Genomic DNA, 19,640 nt, shown 5'->3' with positions numbered 1-19,640 from the left:
CGCGGATCACAAGGCAAAGCCCTGGGTGCGCAGGAAATCCCGGCTGGGAAGCGCACACTGGTTCATCAGTTCGATACGGTGTGGATTGCGGCGCGCACGCCGCACCCAGATCCGGGGATTGCTCAGCCCGGCTGCTGCATAGACCTGTTCGGACGGGAAGAAGCAGGTCCGCAAAAACTGCCGGAAAACCTCGCGCAGGACAGGGCTGATCAGAAGTTTTTTCGCCCGGCTCATGGCCTGGCTGCGCATCTGGATAGTGGTACGCGCGAAGGCCATATGGCGGGCTTCTTCGCGCATATGCACATGGGTGATGGTCAGCACCGCAGCGGGTAATTCTTTGTGGGCAAAGATAATACGATTTACGCGATCGGGTACGTTCTCGCCGATGAGGATGGTAGCCCAGAAAGCGGCCGAGCCTTCTGGCGCGTAGCGGGCGAAAAGACGCGCCAGTGGCGGGCGTTGGCTCAGCGGTGTCATGAAGGAACGCTGGGAACGTCGCTGTAGCTCCAGAAACATAAGGCTGTGCCCCACTTCTTCCCGCAGTTCGTGCAACTGATAGTGGTAACTGACCGGGTCGCGGTACATCTCCTGGAGTGAGTTGGCGCCAAGGCGTTGGATGAAGAGTGCTTCCAGCCACAAGCCCAACTCGCAAAAGGAGACGAACTCGACCTGGGAAAGGCGGATACGCTCCTCCGGACTCAACTGTGAGTATTCAGGCAACCCATACAAGGACAGCAACTCTTCCGGGAGCCAAGCTGTTTCCGCGTCGAGGCTTTCCCAGGGGACCGTCTGGACCGGGTCCCGGTAGTGACTGCTGTGCTCGCTGAGCCGGTTGACCAAGGCGTCATGGTGCCGCTGGATCTGCGCTTGCGCAGGAATATGATGAGCAAAGTTCATACGCCATTCTGCCACGGACGCTCAGCCGCTCCAAGGGTGTATCGGGCTCTGTCCGCAGGCATCACGCACCTGGTTTATCGCGTGACGCACGTCATAGCGGGGCTGCCATTTCAATTTCTGCCGGGCGCTGGAAATATCGACGATCAATGGATTTTCCAGCACCTGCAGCCAGCCGGGATCACCAAGGCGGGTGCTGAGGGGCCGCAGCCACCTGTGCAGACCGTGCATTTGCGTGGGTGAGAGGGGCAACTGCCAACGGCGGGGAATGCTGGACCAGGGAATGGGATCAGGCGCCGCGATGTTGAAGATGCCATCCTGCCCATAACGGAGCGCGGCCAGTATTGCGCTGGCCGCGTCATCTTCATGGAGACACTGGATGGGCAGGTCCGGATTGCTTAGTCGCAGTCCGTAAGGGCTCGTCGCAATCTCATTCACCAGGGCCTGCCCATGGAGACCGATAATGGCGTGCAAGCGCAGGCGGGTGACAGCGGTTTTTTTCTGAGCAGCCGTGAACCCGTCCAGCCACTGCTCCAGTGCGGCCTTGTCCTCACTGTAGGCAAAACCGGGTACCGGCCGGCAAGGTTGGTTCTCGCCAATGGGCACCGGATTGTCCGGCCAGGCGCCATAGGCGGCCACACTGCCGGAATAGACGACTTGCGGTACACCGGCATCCGCGGCCGCAAGGAACAGGTGCTGACTGCCATCAAGATTGACCTGGCGCATTTCCGCACGCCAGCGCTGTTGTGGTCCAAGGCGAGGGCTGAGCACCATAAAGGCAAGATGGATGACGCAATCCACTCCGGTCAGGTGCTCCGCCAGTTGTGGGTCACGGATATCCAGAGGCAGGTAATATAGTTTGGGATGCTGCAATGCCGGCGGCCGTCGGTCCAGGGCGATAATCCGGCGGATATACGGCCAAGCGAGCAAGGCCGGCAGCAGAGCCGCCGCCGTATGCCCCGCAGCGCCGGTGACCAGCACCTGCATCAGTGGGGGGAGGGGGAGGTGCGCAGGGCCGGCAGTACCTCATCGGCCAGCAGGCGCAGCGAGCGCTGGGTGACCTCGCTGGGGACCATCCCGGCACCTACGGCCAGAATCAGGCGATTTACCCCTGCCCGGGCATAACGGGCCAGCCGCCGACGACAGGTGTCGGGGTCACCGACGACGACCATGCCCATGGTCTCCAGCAGTTGCAGGCTGAGGCCGCGGCGCAGCAGCGGCTCCAGAAAGCCGAGGCGATGGTAGTATTCATAGCTCTCGCGCAGCTGTACCAGAACCGGTCGCGTCTGATCCAGGAGTCGCTGGTAGTACCAGGTGAAACCTTCCGCCAGCCGACGCGCCTCGGCCGCATCTTCCAAACATAAACAACCTATGGTCATGGCGAAGTTCCCATTTTGGCCCGCCTGCACGGGGCCGTCTCCGTGGTGCTCTCGCCAGGTCTTTTTATAGGCACGCAGATCCTGTTTGATCAGGAACCAGGGTTTGAATGGCCCGGAAAGCACGCCAATGGCCTCTTGTGCCGCCCACTGGAAAGTTGCCGGACTCACGGCGGCCGCCCACAGGGGAGGGTGGGGCTGCTGGAGAGGCTTGGGAAGAATGTCCAGATCACTGAAGTCGTAGAGTTTTCCGTGATGGCTGAAAGCACCACCGCCGGCCTGGCGAAGGATTTGCAGCCCCTCCTGCAGGTGTAGCCTGCTGTCCGCCATCCGATTGCCAAAAATCTGATATTCCTTGGGAGAAAACCCTCGCCCGATGCCCATCTCCAGACGGCCATGGCTGAGAATATCCAAGGCGGCGGCGCGTTCCGCAACCCGGATGGCGTGATTGTAGGGCAGGACGACGACGGCGTGCCCGAGACGCAGATTCCGGGTACGCTGGCTGGCGGCGGCAAGGACCGTTTCTGGAGCACTGGAGTGTGAGTATTCCCGCATGAAATGGTGTTCCACCAACCACGCGCCGTGGAAACCCAGGGTATCGGCGAGGCTGAGTTCATCCAGCGTTTCATGATAAACCTGAGCCTCACTGCGACCCATATGGGCGGGTACGGCGAGTTCGTAAAAGAGATCAATATCCACCGCGTTGGAGCCTCCAAAATAAATGCCGCATCCACCCCGCGCCAGGTTGCCGACCGGCTGCAAGCAGCCATCTTAACATTGGTGTGGTTGCATCCGCACCGTATCGGCAAAGAAGCCGCGGTGGTAGGCGAGCCAACTATCGGCGCCTATTCAGTTGCGGAGTTTCCAGCCCCAGAGCCTGGAAAAGGTGTCTGCGGGAAAAGTCGTTCGCGATAATAAGCGAGTTCGGCAACAGATTCGCGAATATCGGCCAGCGCTTCGTGGCGCTCGGCCTTGGAAAATTTGGGTAGGTGCGGATACCAGCGGGTGGCGAGTTCCTTGACGGTGCTCACATCGATCATCCGATAGTGAAAAAAACGTTCCAGCCGCGGCATCAGGCGGGCTAAAAATCGGCGATCCTGACATACGCTGTTGCCGCACATCGGTGATGTGCCGGTGGTAACATGCTGGTGCAGGAAGTCCAGAGTTTGGGTTTCTGCGGCGGCCATATCCAGGCGGCTGTCGCGGACCCGCTGCAGGAGGCCCGAAGTACTGTGGGTACGCTGGTTCCAGTCATCCAGCGCCGCGAGCACGAATTCGGGTTGATGGACGGCCAGTACCGGGCCTTCGCAGAGAATCCGCAGACTATCGTCCGTGACCAGCGTGGCGATTTCCAGAATCTGATCCTGTCCCGGATGCAGACCTGTCATCTCCAGATCGATCCAGATGAGGCGGTGTGCTTTGGGGTCCATGCGACATCCTTGATGAGCGAACGGGCCTAGTATACCATCGCTTTCGGGACATAAAAAAAGACGGACCAAAGGTCCGTCTAATAGCCGCAAAACAACCGCTACAAAACCATTTCAAACTAAGCACTGCGGCCCTTGGTCGTCAGTGCGCTAAATCCTGTCGGGCGATCCCCCATCTTAGAATGGGTTGGGCCTTGGCCCCGCGCCATGGAATGTAGACTACGGACCCTTTGTTTCTGGAATATTTCCGGTAGAAAATGATTTTCTGGGCAGAATGGTGCCGGATCCACCTGCCGTTTTAGGTCCAGGAATAAAAAAGACGGACCAAAGGTCCGTCTAATAGCCGCAAAACAACCGCTACAAAACTCGTATCGCAGCCCATCTGTCCGACATCTGAGATGGCTTGGACTGCCCGACTTATTCGCTCCGCTCAATCTTTTGGTTTGGATACCGATGCTGCCTGTGGTGTATAGTGTATCCACCATATTTCGAGAATATTTCCGGAAAGCGTCGTCCTGCTGGCTTGGTATCCTGATGCAGGACGGTACCCGTTTTCAGGATATTGTGAGGCCGGGATGGCAGTCGTTTTGATAGTGGATGATGATCGGCGGCTTGCAGAGATGCTGCGGGAGTTTCTTCAGGCCCAGGGCCTCGCCGTACTGCTCGCCGCCAATGGGCAGCAGATGCGCCAACAACTGGCGGCGGGGCCGGTGGATGTCATCGTGCTGGACTGGATGCTGCCGGGGCAGGACGGCATCAGCCTCGCCAAAGACCTGCGCAGCAAGGCGGGACCTCCCATTCTGATGCTGTCCGCCCGTGGTGAGGAGGACGAGCGTATTCTCGGGCTGGAAAGCGGCGTGGATGACTATCTGGCCAAGCCATTCAATGCGCGGGAGTTGCTGGCGCGGCTGCGGGTGCTGCTACGCCGCAGCGGGAAAGACGAGGGCAGCGACAAACTCAGCTTTGGCGACTTCTGTCTGCATGTGGCGGAGAGGCGACTCTATCGGGGTGATGCCGAGGTCGATGTGAATCCTGCAGAGATGGATCTGCTCCTGGTCTTTGCACAGCGACCACGCCGGATACTCAGCCGCGATTTGTTACTGCAATTGCTGGGCGGAGAGGAAGATGGCCGTTTTGATCGCAGTATTGACGTCCGGGTGACGCGCCTGCGCAAGGTGATTGAAGAAAATCCCCGACAACCCCGCTTTTTGCAAACCGAGCGTGGCGCCGGATACCGCTTCACTCCGTCCTCATGAGTTCACAGGGTGGGCGCAGATTGTTTTCCCAGACGGCGTGGACCCTGGGGCTGGGTATCGTCGTTCTACAGATTCTGACGCTGTTGATAGTCGTTGCCACGGTGCTGTATCCCTTGGCTGAACGTTCAGCGGAAGATCTCGCCGGATTGATTGTGATCAGCGCGAAAACCTATACAGAACTGTCACCCGAAGATCGTCCTGCTTTCTTAACCAGTTTGCGGGCAGATAACGGAATGGAGATTGCCAAACATCTGGATCGTTCGGTATCCCATACCCATGGTCACATCTATAGCTGGCTGCTGAGCCGGGCACTCTCCCGCCGCCTGGGTGCACCTGCTGCGGTCTATGTACTGGGAGGAAGTACCCATACCTTCTGGGTACCCGTTCCCATCGGTGGACACAATATCTGGGTATATTTTGATCGTCGACGACTTGTTTCCTCCCTCCCCGTCGCCATGATTTTTGTGATTGTTTTTTCTACGTTGGCGCTGTTGGTACTGACCATGATTCTGGTACGCCGGGTCTTGCGGCCTTTGGAGGTGATTTCGGAAGCCTTGCGCGGATCGCTGAAGGCCCCTCTGCCGAGTCTGCCCCATGGCGGTGCTTATGAGTTCCAGAACATCCTCAACATCTTCGCCAACCTGCGAACCCGTTTGCAGGCGATGATCAACCATCAGTCGTTGCTGCTGACCGGAATCTCCCATGATCTGCGTTCGCCGCTGGCGCGTCTGCGCATGGCCTGGGAGTTGCTGCCGGACAACACCCCGCAGCACCTGCGGGAAGGTATGCTGCAGGATATCGAGCGAATGGATGCACTACTGGCCCAATCGCTGGCGTTGGGGCGCGGTATGTCGGCGAAGGTCGCGGATTTTGATCTGATGGTGCTGCTGGCCGAGGTGGGAGCGGATTTTGAAAGGGAGGGTGGCCACTGGCAGGCGACTTTGCCGCGCCGTTATCCCTTCCGGGGGGATCGGGAGGCACTGCGCCGCTTGCTGTCCAACTTGCTGGACAATGCGCTGCGTTACGGCGGCGGGAGGGTGAGGGCGGAGTTCCAGAAAACTCAGGGACGCACCCAGTTGCGCCTTTGCGATGAGGGGCCAGGGGTTCCGGAGGCGGATCTAGAGACCGTTTTTGAGCCTTTTATCCGCCTGGATGATGCCCGGGGACATGGGGAGGGCAGTGGCCTGGGTCTCGCCATCGCCCGTCAGCTCGCAGAGGCGCAGGGAATGCGCCTGCGCCTCTTCAACGCCGTCGGCGGTGGGCTCTGCGCGGAATTGTCCTGGACCGCATGACCGTTCCGGTTGGGGGCATCCTGCAGGCGCTTGGTTTTACGCAGTAATATTCCCGGAAAGATGGTCTATACTGAGGTGCTTACCGGTCAACGATGGCGATGCTGCAGGAGGGTGAAATGAACATATCGAAGGTCTTGACAGGTATGATCGTGGCGCTGGCTCTGGGGGGGTGCGCGACGGTAACGCCGGTGAGCGGGCAGTTCCCGTCCGTTACGCCGCGTCAGGCGCAAACAGGGGCGGAAAACGGCAAGCTGGTGCGTTGGGGCGGAACACTCATCAAAGCGCAGCCGAAGGCTCAGGAGACGTGCTTTACGGTAATGGCGCTGCCACTGCGTCAGGATGGACGGCCTTACAAGGGTGGGGAAAAATCGGATGAAGGGCGGTTTATTGCCTGTGCGCCCGGGTTCTACGACCCGGTGCTCTACGCGGCGGGACGGGAGCTTACTTTTATTGGTACCGTGACCGGGGTGCAAGCGGAAAAGGTCGGCGGGTATGATTATCCCTATCCCCAACTGCAGGCCAGCACGGTGTATTTATGGCCGGTGGAGGTACCAGAACCCGCTACGCGTACGGTGTTTATCAACGGTGGTTGGTACGGCGGGCCCTGGGGGCCGTGGGGTCCGTGGGGTCCGTGGGGCCCATGGGGTTGGTGAGGAGCCCGACCTCTCGGTTTCCCGCGCACCGGGTGAGTCCGATGCGTCTTGCCTGGGGCGGCCAGACGCTTTACAATATGGCTTGGTATTTTGCCGGGATGGCGGAACTGGTAGACGCGCCGGACTCAAAATCCGGTGGTGGTGACATCGTGTCGGTTCGAGTCCGACTCTCGGTACCATTATTTAAGTTGGTAGGCGTTCGTGGAAGTTCACGAACGCCTTTTCTTTTTTAGCGGGTTTTCCGTTCGCCATGGTTTGCTTTGGTTCGGAGGAGGAGTAGGTGATGCAACTCGTGTTGGTGCGGCATGGCAAGGCGGAAGACCCGGCGGCGCGGCCATCTGATCTTGAGCGGGAACTGACCACTACAGGACGTTCGACGGTAAAGGGGATGGCGAAAGGATTGCGACTTTGCGTGTCAGGGAAGGTGGTGATCTGGACCAGCCCTTTGCCACGTGCTCGCCAGACCGCCGATATCCTAGCCAATGCCTTTGCGGTTAAAAAGATTCGGGAGCACGACGCCATAGCGGCGGGCGATCTGGAGGTTCTCGCCAGCGATTGGCGGGATCTGGATCCCCAGCCCAAGGCCTTGATCCTGGTCGGTCATCAGCCCCATCTGGGAAACTGGGCGGAACGCCTCACGGGTGCCGTGTTGCCGATCAAGACCGCAGCGGCGCTGGCGGTGGACCTGGATGAGGACAACGCGTTGAGCGGTATGCTGCGCTGGTATGCCCATCCCAAGGCGCTGGCTGGCCTTGCAGACCATTGAGCCGGGAAGCGTGACCAAGATCCTAAGCCGACTTTGGACACCCGCATTGGGTGCGGTGAGTAATTCTAAAAATGCTGTTAATTCTGGCAATGCTGAGCGAGTGACGGTCTCCAGTCCCAGATTCCGCAGGCCCTGGTTTTGCCACCCGCAATTCATTCTCGACCCGCTCGTTGCGGGGATTATCCACAAATTCCACGGGGATGTCGGTCAGGGTATGGATCAATCGCGCCAAATCCCGAACACGATGGGTCTCGGTGGTCTGATTGAAAACCCGGACCCGCTCACCAGGTGCCGTAGGATGATCGACGGCCAATTCGATGCAGCGAACGGCATCGCAGAGGTGGATGAAGGCCCGGGCTTGAAATGACGAAGAACCGGGTTGAGACAGCTAAACCTGAAAAGGACTTGCGTTGATTTTTCCCTGGATGTGCTCCATACCGACTCTGTTTTTTTGCGGCAACCTGTATTTCAAAGTGACTGTTCCAGAACTCTCCGAATTTCTCTACCGCTATCGACCTGCACTTAGGCGTTGCACGTTAGAATAAAAGTTCATGCAACAATCTGCGTGGTATTATCCTGGCCACAAGCGTGATTGCGTTCTCTGCAACTAGCGGGGAATCATACAAAAAGATATTGAAAATGCCCATAAGTTCTCATGAGGAGATTTATCGGATGCGCGAGACAGAGACACGCCAACCCAGGAAGGACTGGCGATTTATTTTGATTGCAATTGTCGCTGGGCTCGGTGGATTGCTATTTGGCTACGACACAGGTGTCGTAGCTGGTGTTCTCTTGTTTTTAAATCATGTTTTTCACTTTGATGCAAGCATGAAGGGGCTATTTGTTGCAATCGCACTGGCCGCTGCCGCCGTGGGCGCAGCATTTGCCGGAGCACTTGCAGATGCTTTCGGACGTCGCGCCGTACTGATCGTTGCCGCCGTTCTCTTCTCAGCAGGTGCGATTTTGGCCTCAGTGGCTTGGACCATACCCGTTCTCTTCCTGGGCCGGGTTATGGTAGGAGCCGCCATTGGGGTGTCTTCCATGATTACCCCTCTGTACCTATCAGAAATCACAGCGGCGCATTGGCGCGGTGCCATTGTAACCATCAATCAATTTTATATTACCGTGGGTATTTTTCTATCCTATGTAGTTGATTATATGCTCTCTGGTGTCACCGATGGTTGGCGATGGATGCTGGCAATTGGTGCCATTCCCGGCTTCATCTTGCTTGGGGGGATGATGATCCTGCCGGAAAGTCCGCGATGGTTGGCGGGGCGTGATCTTATAGAAAAGGCGACGGCAGGACTTCGTTTTTTGCGGGGACGTCAGGATGTTTCCGAAGAGCTTGGAGATCTACGTCGCGATGTTGTTGAGGGCAGCCGTCGGGCAGCACCCTGGTCGTTACTTCTGGAACGTAAGGTTCGTAAGCCACTGATTATTGGCATCGGTCTGGCAGTTTTTCAGCAAATAACGGGCATCAATGTGGTTATTTATTTTGCACCGACCATTTTTCAGGATGCCGGTTTATCCTCGGCTTCGGTTTCCATTCTCGCCACCGTAGGTATTGGTGCCGTCAATGTGATCATGACAAGCGTCGCAATGCGGTTACTGGATACCGCCGGTCGCCGCAAAATTCTGCTTTTTGGCCTCTGTGGTATGCTGGTCAGTCTTATTGTTATTGGTATTGGATTCATGATACAGCTTCACGGTGCACTGGCTTATATCATCGTGGGCATGGTTGCTATCTTTGTCGCTTTTTTTGCTATTGGCCTTGGACCTATTTTCTGGCTGATGATCTCTGAGATTTTTCCGCTCGCTATCCGAGGTAGGGCCATGAGTATTGCAACCGTTGCCAATTGGGTCTCAAACATGGTGATTTCCGGTATATTCCTAGACTTGTTATTGATGATTGGACGCGGCCCTACTTTCATATTTTATGCGTCAATGACTGTTTTGGCGATCCTGTTCACCCTATGGATTGTACCAGAAACAAAGGGTAAGACCCTGGAGCAGATCGAGGATAGTCTATAATTTGAGGCCCGGATTGTGTAATTTTTTGCTTCATTTGCTTTTGGTGCGGTGAGATTATGCATAGCGTGACCACACTCTTCTCCCCACCCCGACGAACCACAAGGACACAGCGACTTGAGGAGTAGACATATCTTCACGACAACTTCTCATTTTCCACCCACTCAATCCCTAGGAGGCTACTGAAAAAGGCCGTGATATAATTGCCCGAGCTTAGGAATCTGGAGGACGAAGGGATGCGCAGTGGCAAAGTGGAGACACAGAGCATGTTCAGCTATCTGTCGCCGGAACAGCGGGTTCCTGCGGATCATCCTCTACGTGTCATTCGGGTGATCGTGGACCTGTCCCTTGCGGAACTGGACGGTCATTTCAGGCGCATCTATTCACACCTTGGCTGTCCTTCCATTCCCCCGGGGCATCTCCTTCGTGCCTTGCTGCTGCAAGTCTTTTTCAGCATCCGCCCGGAGCGGTAACTGATGGAGCAGATGGATTACAACCTGCTGTTCCGCTGGTTCGTGGGTCTGGGGTAAGAAGAATTCCATGATTAAAAAGTATAAATATGGATTTCGTAGTGCACTTTCCGGAAGAAACCCATCCAGAAATAGTCTGGCCTGTAGTATGGCCGTATTATGTGTCATTAGTCTTGGGATGCCCGCATTATCCACGGCGGGGACGCCCTCAAGTTCGTTGATCCCTTCCAACGCCCTCATCGACAGTGCTATTTCCGACAGCAGAATTTCCGCGATGTTGGGGATTATTAATTTCAGCTATCTGAATCATGCTCATACGGGACAAGACACGCATTCGCTCGCTCTGGGCGGTCATCTATATGTGCACAGTCCACAATTTGCAGGATTCAGTCTGGGGGTCGGCGGAGATTTTGCCACCTGGACCGGTTTTTATCAGCATGAAGATCCGGAACTGACTGGCCCTTATCCCAGTCATGGCATCGCCATAGTGCGCCAGGCCTATTTGCAATATCACCATGGTCCTTTTGTCATCCGGGGTGGCCGTCAGTTTATCAATACTCCTTATGCCAACTGGGATGATTATACGTATAATCCACGGGCTTTTACTGGGATCAGTACAGTCGTGGACATCATTGGTCGCCCCAAGGATGAACAGTGGTCTGGCAACAGTCCTTTAGCCATTGGTGGTTCACCCGCAACACTGAGTTTCATGGCTGCACGTATGTACAGTTATGCCAGTCGTTTCAGTGCAACGTTCACCACGGGTAATCGGTATACCAGTGCGCATACCAATGGTTTCTACGTGTTAGGAGCACGCTACCAAACCCCATTCTTAGGTAACCATCTGGAACTCCAGGTCTGGGATTACCATTTTTATGGTTTTGCCAATATGTGTTACGGAGAGGCTGAAATCAGCCGTCCGATCTCCAACGGCGTTTCCTTGTTTGGAAATTTCCAGATGGTTTCCGAAGGAAATTCAGGAGTAAGTACAAGCTTCTTGAATGCGTTAAATGCAGATTCGGTAGATGCCCATGTCTACGGCGGTCGAATCGGGGTGAAATTCGGTACAAATTACGATGATAATGTGGCACTGGTAGCAGATTATAGTCCCAGAAATTATAATTCTTTTCGACATGGCGGCATGATTCATCCGTACAATGATATCAGCGGGACACTTTATACCACTACCATGCAAACCGGTATTTCGGATTATGGCCCTGGGTATGCGTATGGCATAGCGTCCAACTTTGGTTTTTTTGCCAACCAGCTCAAGTTCAACGCCAGCTTTATTCGGTATCTGGTTCGTTATGGCTTTGGGGGGAGTGTTTACTCCTATAATGGTGCATACGGCTTTCCAACGGGTGAAGCTGTTCCCAATCAGAAACTCTGGTCGATGGATTTGGGCTTCTCCTATGATCTTTCCAGCATTCTCAAGGGGCTTTATGTTGCTGATTATACGGATATATCTGTAGCACAAAATAAAACTGGTTATGCATATTATCAGAATCCGTATTTCAGTAATCGCTTTTACTTCAAATATCGCTTCTAAGGAAATACTTCGAGAGAAAAGCAATTCACGATGAGGAGACTAAAAATGGAAGCCATGTAACTTCTTCGTTCATGGCGGCCTCCCACCGTAAGCGAAAGCCGATTCCTGCGCGTCGATGATCGCCCGGATCGAGAAGGCTATCGGCACGACTCGCGGCTGCCACTGCGCCAGCATTTCCAGATTCTTGCGGGCGGCAGCGTCACCTCGTGCGGCCGCATGCTCCCACCAGCGGCGGCAAAGGAAAAGGGGAATCGGTACTGGATTCTTCCGCCCGGAACTCGTCCGGTCGGCCCTGCGGGTGTAATGGCCATGATGCCAGGGATGGCTCCGTTTTCAGTGAAACAGCCATTGAGCGGACGTAGACTGTCATAAAAACGTCACAAGATCGTCGCACTAGTGTCATATAAGCAAATTATCCTCACTGGGACCGCAACGTCAGTCCCATAAGGAGATCTGCCATGAGTCAGTCCACGGGCACGCAAGTACCCCAACTCAGTGTCATCGATTCCCTCAACAACGCCCCTATCAGTTTTTTTCACCTGCGCGCCGCATTCAGCGCGGGGATGGGATTTTTCACGGACGCCTACGACCTGTTCCTCATTGGGTCTGCACTCGTTTTTATTAAACCGGAGTGGCAGTTAAGAGATACGCGCCCGCAGTCCTGACCGGGCGAAAGGAAGCATCCGCTATGTTCTGGATATTATTGGGCAGTATTGGTGTGCATGCGTATGTACATATGCTGCCAGCAGCGATGTGCGCTCAGATGCGGGAAAAGTTGCCAAACCACGCTCCCTCGCCGCATTACCCACGAGTTCTTCTGGTAGTGAATGCGCGAACTAACGACGACAGACCAGCCATTTCCGTCAAAGCCGCTCTGGAGCGCGCCTATGCGCAGGTGCATACCGTCACTGAGCGAGCCGAAGCCGAACAGTGGATACGGCACTGGGATCCGGAGGTCCTGGTCCTGCTGGGATGGTCCGTCGTGAACGGCGATTGGTTACAGCGACTGCAGCCCGCACCGCATCAGGGTTCATTATCCTTCCTGGTCGTCGGCGATGGCGCTCCAGAAGACCACGAAAGAATGGATGCCGTGGCGGCGCTGGAGGCGGGGGCGCAGGCCTATATCCCGTCCAGTATGGGGCCGGAGCCACTGACCGCTCAGGTCCGCAACATGCTCAGAAATTGCGAGCGCATGCGCCCTATCCGGATGGGAGAAATGGAAACCCTTTGCATTGATCTCGTGTCACGGCGGGTCTGGATACTGGGGCAGGAAATGCATTTGCCGCGACAACTCTTTTATCTGCTCCACTATTTCGCCATCCATCCGGACGAAGTCGTTTCCAGCCATCAGATCGCCTATATCCTGTCGGAGGGTAAGGGCGCGTACCTCGCGCCCAATACTCAGGTCGTCAAGATTCATCGTTTACGCAAGATTCTGGAAAGTGCAGGCGCCAAAGGCTGGCTGGACACCGTGCCTGGCTTTGGGTATCGCTTTACACCACTGATTGACCCGAAAAATGTCACAAAAAAGTCACCTCATTGACGCACAACTGTCACATTGGGCTGCTAACGTCCATTACATGACCTTGCCGCGGTGCGCCGGGGCGGCGCCATTGCCAGAGGGACAGGGTATGTACCGTGAACGGGAATGCGGCTAGGGCTTGGCCGTCCGGCAGCACCCGGGTGGCGTAGCGGGTGCCGGGCGCAAGGTCGTCCAGGGTCAAGAGCGCGGTAAACTGGGTCTGTGCTTTGGTAGTGACGATCTTGGTGAGGCGGCGCGCCTCTTCTCGTCCCTCCGGCCAGAAGGCCACCTGGACCCGGGCCGGCCCCAGGGTCTGCAGCCACAACTGCGCCGAGCGGACGGCGAGATAACCCTGCATGGGACCGGCATGGAGGGCGCTGGCGCGAAGGGGCATATCCTGGCCTAGACCGCTGAGGGGCCAGAACAATCCGGCGCTAAAGCCAACGCCGGCTCCTTCAGATATTCAGCCGTTTTCCAATTGGAACTCTACCCACACGGTCAACTGAAAATCTTTGCCGGCCAACGTCGCCGGGGGTGGCGGGATCCGGGCGTTGCGCACCGCGGCCAGCGCGGCCTCGTCAAAGGCACCCATGGCCCCCTTTTTGAGGATATCGATTTGACTGACATGGCCATGGAGAAGATGGAAACGTACCCGTACCCGGCTTGTCTCCCCCAGCATTCGGGCAACACCGGGAAAGTGGACTGCGGCCTGAATGGCGCCTTTAACTTGGGAAAGATAATCCTCGCGTACCGCGGGATCGACGGGGGACAAGCTGGGTGGTGCCGGCGTGGGTGTTTCCTGTGTGGGTGGGGCCGCCACCGGGCTCGGCAAGGGTGACGGGGGCAGCATTTCCTTGATCCGCTGAGGCGGCGTGGGCGTGGGCTGTGGGTGGGGTTTGGGTGCCATTTTCCGTAGCACGGGTTTGGGCGGTTCTTCGGTCTTGGGCTTTGGTGTCGGCGTAGGGGGCGTCACCGGCTTGGCGGGCGGTTCCGGTGTGGCCAGAGCGATTTGCATGGGCGGCAGAGCGGCCTGGATGGGGTGCTGATGATGGATGCTGTAGAAGAGGGCGGCCAAGGCGAGGATCTCTACCAAAAAGGCGAGGCCAAGGGCTTGCTGCATGGCCTTGCCCTCTCCAGGAAGCCGGTAACCGGGCATCTGCGCAAGTTCTGGAGCCATTTTTTTCGATTCCGTTCGTATGGATGGAAGGGGAGAAACATGTTCTGCGTCAACCGTCATGTTCATGAGAATCGCTCAATCGGGTTGCGGCGTGTGCATGATGCCTTCCCAAAGGATGCGATTATATTGAGCGGTATCGATGCGATCTTCGGCAGAAAAATCCATTCCCTGGGTTTTTGCGGCCCAGTATTTCCCGTCGTGCAAAGGCCGCAAATGGTTTTGGGCGCTGCCGCAGGATCGGTATCGGGCCGGCCAGCGGCTGGCGAGGGCGGTGCTTTGCAGCATCCCCGAGGGGCAGGCCTGAAAGCTCCATGGCCGTTGCCGAAGGTCGAAAATATCCGCCATCGGGCGGGCGGCGCCGTCCAGGGCGCTCAGGGGCGGCAGTCCCAGCACCATCTCCATGGTGCGCAGCAGGTTGAGGGTGTTGTAGGGGGTGGAAAGCACCGCGCCTTGTTTCACATAGGGGCCGACGACGAAGGCGATGCTGCGGTGGGCATCCACATGGTCCGGGCCGTCCTGGGCGTCGTCCTCCACCACGAATATCAGGGTATCCCGGGCGTAGCGGCTATGGGCGATCCGCTCCGCCAGCAAGCCTACGGCAAAATCATTGTCTGCGACCTGGAGTTCCGGCGTGTTGACGCCGTCCATGGCTTGGCCAAATTTGCCCGTATGGTCATTCATGAAGCGTATGAGCGAAAGAGTGGGCAGTTTGCCATTGCGTTCATAGGCGCGGAATTCCCGCTCCCATTCACGGTAGCGGTAATAATCCGGGTAGGCGTTATCAAAGCTGCGGAAAAATGGATCGGTATGGGCGGCGAGCCCCGGATTGGCCGGATAGGCCTGGATGATTTTTTCCTGGTAGGGATGGCGGGATAGCGGAATCCGGTTGGTGCTGGCGCCATATCGTTCCAGGTCCACAAAAAATCCATAATTTCGCAGGGTGAGTCCATGGCGCAGGGCGGCGCTCCACAGATAACCTTGTTGGTAGCGGCCGGCAGCGCTATCCGGTGCGGCAACGTCGGCGGTCCCCGGCAGAAGATCGGGGTCCTTGGGGGTGTCGGGATTGGCCGCGCGCCGTTCTTCCCCCTGCAGGCCCACGTTGACATTGCGATTGGTGCCTTCCCAGTCGTAGGAACCGCCGCCTTGGGCATAATTATTGGGCAGCATCTTGCTGTTGATGTCCGACTCCCGGGCTGCCGTGGACCACGCCCAGCCATCGCCGCTCACTTCCCCCGTATCCAGAAAGTGATCCAGCAGGACAAAGTCGAGGGCGAGGCGATGTTGGTTGGGGGTCACGGCCAGGGGGAACTCGGTGAGGGAGGGGTCGCCGTTGCCCCGGGGAAGGTCGCCCAGCACCTGATCGTAGGAACGGTTTTCCTTGACGATATAGATGACGTGCCGGATATGCCGGTGCAGGAAATCCATGACTTGGCGATCGATGTGGGAGAGGAGGGTGGAGTGGTTGTTTTTCAGGACCACCGAGGTCATGGACGGCAGGTCCACCTTGGCCAGATGCGGAATCTCTTGCAGGCCCGAAAGGGAAAGTTGCAAGATGTATTGGTTGGGCTTCGGCTGGACCGGGGATGAGGCGATGCAGCCATGCCGATAACCGGAACAATATCCCGGATTGGCTCCGGGAATGGATTTATTGTTGATCACCCAAAGGGCGTCGCCGGCTGGCGCAGGGACCAGGTCCTGCGGCGACCATGCCGTTGGCAGGAGGCCGAGGCTGTGCGGCATTGCTCCCGCCAGGGAGAGCACGGCTATGGCATTCATCTGGCCTAGGGTGGCGTAAAGCCGCTGATGATCGGGCGAGATGCCGAGGGCGTTGGCCGACCAGCCCAGATTTTCTTCGCCCGGGGAAACTCCCGGCGTCCCGGCGCGGCGCACCTCCCCCGGAACCAGACCGGCCTGGCCCTGTAGCCGGAGTTTTTGGGTGTCGACGACCGCGATGCTGTCGCGGTTTTCCATGGCCACGTAGAGCCGCTGGCGGGCCTCGTCCAGGAGCAGGCGGTTGGGATTCCCCGGCGTGGCGATGCGGGCGACGATCTTCGGGTCGTCATTGCCGGTGTCGATGACGACGATTTCACGGTCGCGCATGCTGGAGACATAGACGCGCTGCCGATGATCCATGACGACCCAGAAGGGGCTTTCACCCCCGGCCTGTCCGTGCCGTCCTTCGCTGGGGCCGGGACGCAGGTCCACGTCCCGGAGAACGCGACGCTGGTCCAGGTCGATCATGCTCACTGAATCATTGTAGAAATTGCTCACGAGGAGGCGCCTGCCATCGGGGCTGAGGGCGAGGCCCGCGGTGAGGGGTTTGACGTGGAGACCAAGGCCGGACTGGTGTCCGAGAGGGATGGGATGGCCATCGGTCCGCCACTGTCCGGAGGGCCCGGTTTTTTGGAAAATCAGCACATTGTCATCGACGCCGCCGCCTACATAAAGGGTTTTCCCATCCGCCGACAGGGCCATGCCGCAAAAGCTGTTGTTGATGGGCAGGACCTGGATGGTTTGGGGCTGCCGCGGGTTGGAGACATCCTCAATAATCACGCTCTGCCGGGAACGCTGCGCTGACGGATGGCCATGGGCGTCGGCGTTCCGCTTGAATCCCGAGGTCAGGATCAACAAATAATGCCCGTCCGGCGTCAGTAATGTGCTGACGGCACCCCGCGCATAGACCGGCGCAGCGCCGCCATCGGTCATGAGGCGATCCCAAAACCGGGAGCCAGGAGTGGCCCGTGGTGAAATACGCTGACCGGTGGGCAGAACTGCTGCCTCTGCCCTTGCGCTTTCCCGGTGTCCGGCACTGGATGGTGGTCCATCCTTCTCGTCCATTGCGCTTTGCGCTGCGGCGGGGCCGGCCAGGAGAGCAAAGGCGCCGGATAGGAGGAATAAGAAGGTGCGATGCATGAATAGGCTCCAGTATTTTCGCCGATGTGTCGGCACGTAACGCAACAGAGGGAAGGAAGTGTGGGCACGTGACGATAGCCTGTCCGTGCCCATAAATGCATCAGAAGGTGCCGCTCACCGTACCGAAGACCTGGCGTGGCGCGCCGTTTTGCAGGGTCCAGAACTGTCCCTGCGGATCCGAGGAGACAAAGCCGTTGGTACCGATGGTGGCCCAGTAGTTTTCGTTGAGGAGGTTGGTGACGTTCAGCTGGAAGCGCAGTTCCTGGAGTCCGAGGACGCGGCGCAGGCGGTAGCCGGTGCTGAGGTCTGTCAGCCAGTAGCCCGGCACTTTGGCGTCATTGGTGTAGGTGTAATAGCGCTCACCCGTATATTTTGCACCGAGGCGGCCGAAGAAACCGGCGTGTTCATAGGCAAGCTGGGTGGCAAACATCAGGCGCGGGGCATCCACGACATTTTTACCCGCGGCCCGTACCAGGGTCGTGCCGTCCAGATAGTCGGACTGGTACTTGGAAGAGGTATAAGTCAAGGAATTGTACCAGGTGACATCCTGGACGGGCGACCATTGAAAGGCGCCTTCCACGCCGCGGGTATGCACGGAGCCTACGTTGGCCAGGGTGGAGGGGCAGCCGAGAATGCCCACACACTGGGAGATGCTCAGCAAGCGGTTATCAAAGTTGACCAGATACGCATCCAGCGACGCCTGGAAATTGCCCCGCTGGGTCTTGATGCCGATATCCACGGTCTGGGAAGTTTCCGGTTTTAGGCTGCCGGAGGTGGCGTTGAAAGCGGCCTGCGTGGTGGAGAACGGTCCACTAATGCCCGGCTGAAAGGCGCGCATGTTCTGGGCGTAGGAGAAGAAAACATTCTCCGCCGGGGTGAGCTGGTAATTCAGGCCCACCTGCGGCAGGAGGCCGCGCTGAGCGCTGATGGAACCGGCGGCGAGATTGCCCACCAGGGAGTTGGCATCAATGTTCACATGGGGGCTTTTGACGCCCAGGGTTACTTTTAGCCGGTCATTGAAGAAGGTGGCCTGATCCTGGGCGAAGAATTGCCAGGTAGTGGTGTCGAACTGCTGCAAGAAAGCCGTGGCAATGGGGTTGCTGAGAAAATGATCGTAGGCATTGATGTCACCGGAGGTGATATTGTAGTAATTCCGGGTAAGCTGATGTTTATTGTATTCATACCAGAATCCGGTGCTGAGTCGGTGATGGTGGAGCCGCGCCACCAGCGAAGAGATGACGCCGCCCCGGCTGATGCCATATTCCGTGGTGCGGATGGATATGGGCAGGCCCGATGGGGAGGGCACATAAGGGGTATACCAATGCCCTTGCCCATCATTGTGGTGATAATAGACGGTGGTATCGAGACGGGCTATGGCGGAGAGCTTGAGATTGGCGTTCATATAAGCCAGTTCGTCGTTGCGCAGGCCTCGGGCGAAATAATAGGCATCGTCAACGCTGGTCACGCCGCCGGTAAAGATACCTTTGGCGGCGTTGGCGGCGCGCTGAAAATCCGGGGCATAATTGTCCCAGTTCCAGCCCAGGCGCCGCTGGGAGTCGAGGGAGAGATCGGCGTAGTCGCTTTCATCACGGCGGGATAGATCGACAAAAGCCGTGATCTTGCTCTCACCGAAGAAGTGTACGATCTTGGCGTTGAGTTGTTTTTCGCTTTGCGGGCCATAGCCTTTCCATTTGTCGGCGCGGCTATAGAGGAGGCTGACGAAGGCCTTGGTATGGGCACCCAAGTCGCCGGTATCCAGGCGCAGAAAGGTGCGGCTGGAGTTGGCGCTGCCATAGGTCTCGGCCAGGGTCACGCCGAAGCGATTCTTGGGATCGACGGAAAAGAACTGAACGCTGCCGCCCAGGTTGCTGGTGGATGCCGTGCCGGTATCGCTGGCCCCTTCGGATACGCTGACCCGGCTGATGTTTTCCTGGCTGATGGCGCGCCCGATGGAAAGGCCGTTGTTGTTGCTGTAGCTCTGATCGCCCAATGGTAATCCATCCAGCGTGAAACCGAGCTGGTTCTGGTTGAAACCCCGGATACTGAAGCGGCTGCCCCATTCGTAGTTGCCGAGGGGGTCTGATGAGGAAAAGAATACGCCGGGCAGCTTCTGCAGGGAGGCCAGGGGGCTATATCCCGGCGGGGCCTCACTGAGTTCCGAACGGGTCATGGTCAGGACCTGCCGCGTTTCCTTCTGGCCGAATACCGAAATATCGTCGGTTTTGACCGGATCATCGGCAAGGGCCGGAACGGGGCCGATGAAGGTGGCGGCCAGGATGGCCTTGACGATGGCGCGTGGTGTCACGATGTGTTTCAT

At 57.5% G+C, this 19,640-nt stretch carries 17 protein-coding genes, 1 tRNA gene and 1 pseudogene; 11 read left to right on the top strand and 8 right to left on the bottom strand.

Annotated elements, in window-relative coordinates; all coding sequences use genetic code 11:
• Positions 1 to 6: 6 nt before the first annotated feature.
• The 4 genes from AFE_RS10680 to orn form a co-directional block, all read right to left on the bottom strand.
• Positions 7 to 897, bottom strand: a complete 891-nt coding sequence (locus tag AFE_RS10680) for a diiron oxygenase (RefSeq protein WP_012537122.1) — start codon at positions 895 to 897, stop codon at positions 7 to 9.
• 21 nt (positions 898 to 918) lie between these two features.
• Positions 919 to 1,881, bottom strand: a complete 963-nt coding sequence (locus AFE_RS10675; protein WP_012537121.1) for an SDR family oxidoreductase — start codon at positions 1,879 to 1,881, stop codon at positions 919 to 921.
• Positions 1,881 to 2,969 carry an LLM class flavin-dependent oxidoreductase gene (locus AFE_RS10670; RefSeq protein ID WP_012537120.1) on the bottom strand — a complete coding sequence of 363 codons (1,089 nt, stop codon included), beginning with the start codon at positions 2,967 to 2,969 and terminating at the stop codon, positions 1,881 to 1,883. Before AFE_RS10670 ends, AFE_RS10675 begins: the two co-directional genes overlap by 1 nt.
• Before the next feature lie 146 nt (positions 2,970 to 3,115).
• Positions 3,116 to 3,700, bottom strand: a complete 585-nt coding sequence (gene orn / locus AFE_RS10665; RefSeq protein WP_012537119.1) for an oligoribonuclease — start codon at positions 3,698 to 3,700, stop codon at positions 3,116 to 3,118.
• 572 nt (positions 3,701 to 4,272) lie between these two features.
• Between orn and AFE_RS10660 the strand changes: the two genes are divergently transcribed.
• The 11 genes and pseudogenes from AFE_RS10660 to AFE_RS10610 all read left to right on the top strand — a co-directional run bounded on the left by AFE_RS10660 (position 4,273) and on the right by AFE_RS10610 (position 13,254).
• Positions 4,273 to 4,953: a response regulator gene (locus AFE_RS10660; protein WP_009566809.1), complete on the top strand. Its 681-nt coding sequence runs from the start codon at positions 4,273 to 4,275 to the stop codon at positions 4,951 to 4,953.
• Between the two features lie 20 nt (positions 4,954 to 4,973).
• Entirely contained in the window at positions 4,974 to 6,245 is a 1,272-nt protein-coding gene (locus tag AFE_RS10655) for an ATP-binding protein (protein WP_012607383.1), read from the top strand.
• 116 nt (positions 6,246 to 6,361) lie between these two features.
• Positions 6,362 to 6,898 carry a Slp family lipoprotein gene (locus tag AFE_RS10650; protein WP_012537117.1) on the top strand — a complete coding sequence of 179 codons (537 nt, stop codon included), beginning with the start codon at positions 6,362 to 6,364 and terminating at the stop codon, positions 6,896 to 6,898.
• Positions 6,899 to 6,990: 92 nt separating this feature from the next.
• Positions 6,991 to 7,077: transfer RNA gene (locus AFE_RS10645), tRNA-Leu, on the top strand.
• A 104-nt stretch (positions 7,078 to 7,181) separates the two neighbouring features.
• Complete coding sequence (gene sixA, locus AFE_RS10640) at positions 7,182 to 7,664, top strand: phosphohistidine phosphatase SixA (RefSeq protein ID WP_009568083.1); 483 nt, start codon at positions 7,182 to 7,184, stop codon at positions 7,662 to 7,664.
• Complete coding sequence (locus AFE_RS16375; protein WP_041646431.1) at positions 7,651 to 8,031, top strand: hypothetical protein; 381 nt, start codon at positions 7,651 to 7,653, stop codon at positions 8,029 to 8,031. Before sixA ends, AFE_RS16375 begins: the two co-directional genes overlap by 14 nt.
• Positions 8,032 to 8,336: 305 nt before the next feature.
• On the top strand, positions 8,337 to 9,695 hold the full coding sequence (locus tag AFE_RS10630) for a sugar porter family MFS transporter (RefSeq protein ID WP_012537116.1): 1,359 nt from the start codon (positions 8,337 to 8,339) through the stop codon (positions 9,693 to 9,695).
• Positions 9,696 to 9,928: 233 nt separating this feature from the next.
• Positions 9,929 to 10,162: pseudogene (locus AFE_RS10625) on the top strand (IS5/IS1182 family transposase); the annotation flags it as partial.
• Between the two features lie 70 nt (positions 10,163 to 10,232).
• Positions 10,233 to 11,711 carry a hypothetical protein gene (locus tag AFE_RS10620; protein WP_225487058.1) on the top strand — a complete coding sequence of 493 codons (1,479 nt, stop codon included), beginning with the start codon at positions 10,233 to 10,235 and terminating at the stop codon, positions 11,709 to 11,711.
• A 458-nt stretch (positions 11,712 to 12,169) separates the two neighbouring features.
• Positions 12,170 to 12,376, top strand: a complete 207-nt coding sequence (locus AFE_RS10615) for a hypothetical protein (protein WP_009567937.1) — start codon at positions 12,170 to 12,172, stop codon at positions 12,374 to 12,376.
• Positions 12,377 to 12,534: 158 nt separating this feature from the next.
• The gene (locus AFE_RS10610) at positions 12,535 to 13,254 is read left to right on the top strand and encodes a response regulator transcription factor (protein WP_229129720.1); all 720 of its coding nucleotides are present in this window, start codon (positions 12,535 to 12,537) and stop codon (positions 13,252 to 13,254) included.
• Between the two features lie 10 nt (positions 13,255 to 13,264).
• Here AFE_RS10610 and AFE_RS10605 read toward each other — a convergent pair whose 3' ends face one another.
• The 4 genes from AFE_RS10605 to AFE_RS10590 all read right to left on the bottom strand — a co-directional run bounded on the left by AFE_RS10605 (position 13,265) and on the right by AFE_RS10590 (position 19,640).
• Positions 13,265 to 13,627 carry a DUF7800 domain-containing protein gene (locus AFE_RS10605; protein ID WP_012537114.1) on the bottom strand — a complete coding sequence of 121 codons (363 nt, stop codon included), beginning with the start codon at positions 13,625 to 13,627 and terminating at the stop codon, positions 13,265 to 13,267.
• A 69-nt stretch (positions 13,628 to 13,696) separates the two neighbouring features.
• On the bottom strand, positions 13,697 to 14,410 hold the full coding sequence (locus AFE_RS10600; protein WP_009567932.1) for a TonB family protein: 714 nt from the start codon (positions 14,408 to 14,410) through the stop codon (positions 13,697 to 13,699).
• 75 nt (positions 14,411 to 14,485) lie between these two features.
• The gene (locus tag AFE_RS10595; protein ID WP_012537112.1) at positions 14,486 to 17,323 is read right to left on the bottom strand and encodes a beta-propeller fold lactonase family protein; all 2,838 of its coding nucleotides are present in this window, start codon (positions 17,321 to 17,323) and stop codon (positions 14,486 to 14,488) included.
• 100 nt (positions 17,324 to 17,423) lie between these two features.
• Positions 17,424 to 19,640, bottom strand: a complete 2,217-nt coding sequence (locus AFE_RS10590; RefSeq protein ID WP_012537111.1) for a TonB-dependent receptor — start codon at positions 19,638 to 19,640, stop codon at positions 17,424 to 17,426.

Source organism: Acidithiobacillus ferrooxidans ATCC 23270 (assembly GCF_000021485.1).
Lineage (GTDB): Bacteria > Pseudomonadota > Gammaproteobacteria > Acidithiobacillales > Acidithiobacillaceae > Acidithiobacillus > Acidithiobacillus ferrooxidans.
This window is presented reverse-complemented; position numbering and strand designations above follow the sequence as displayed.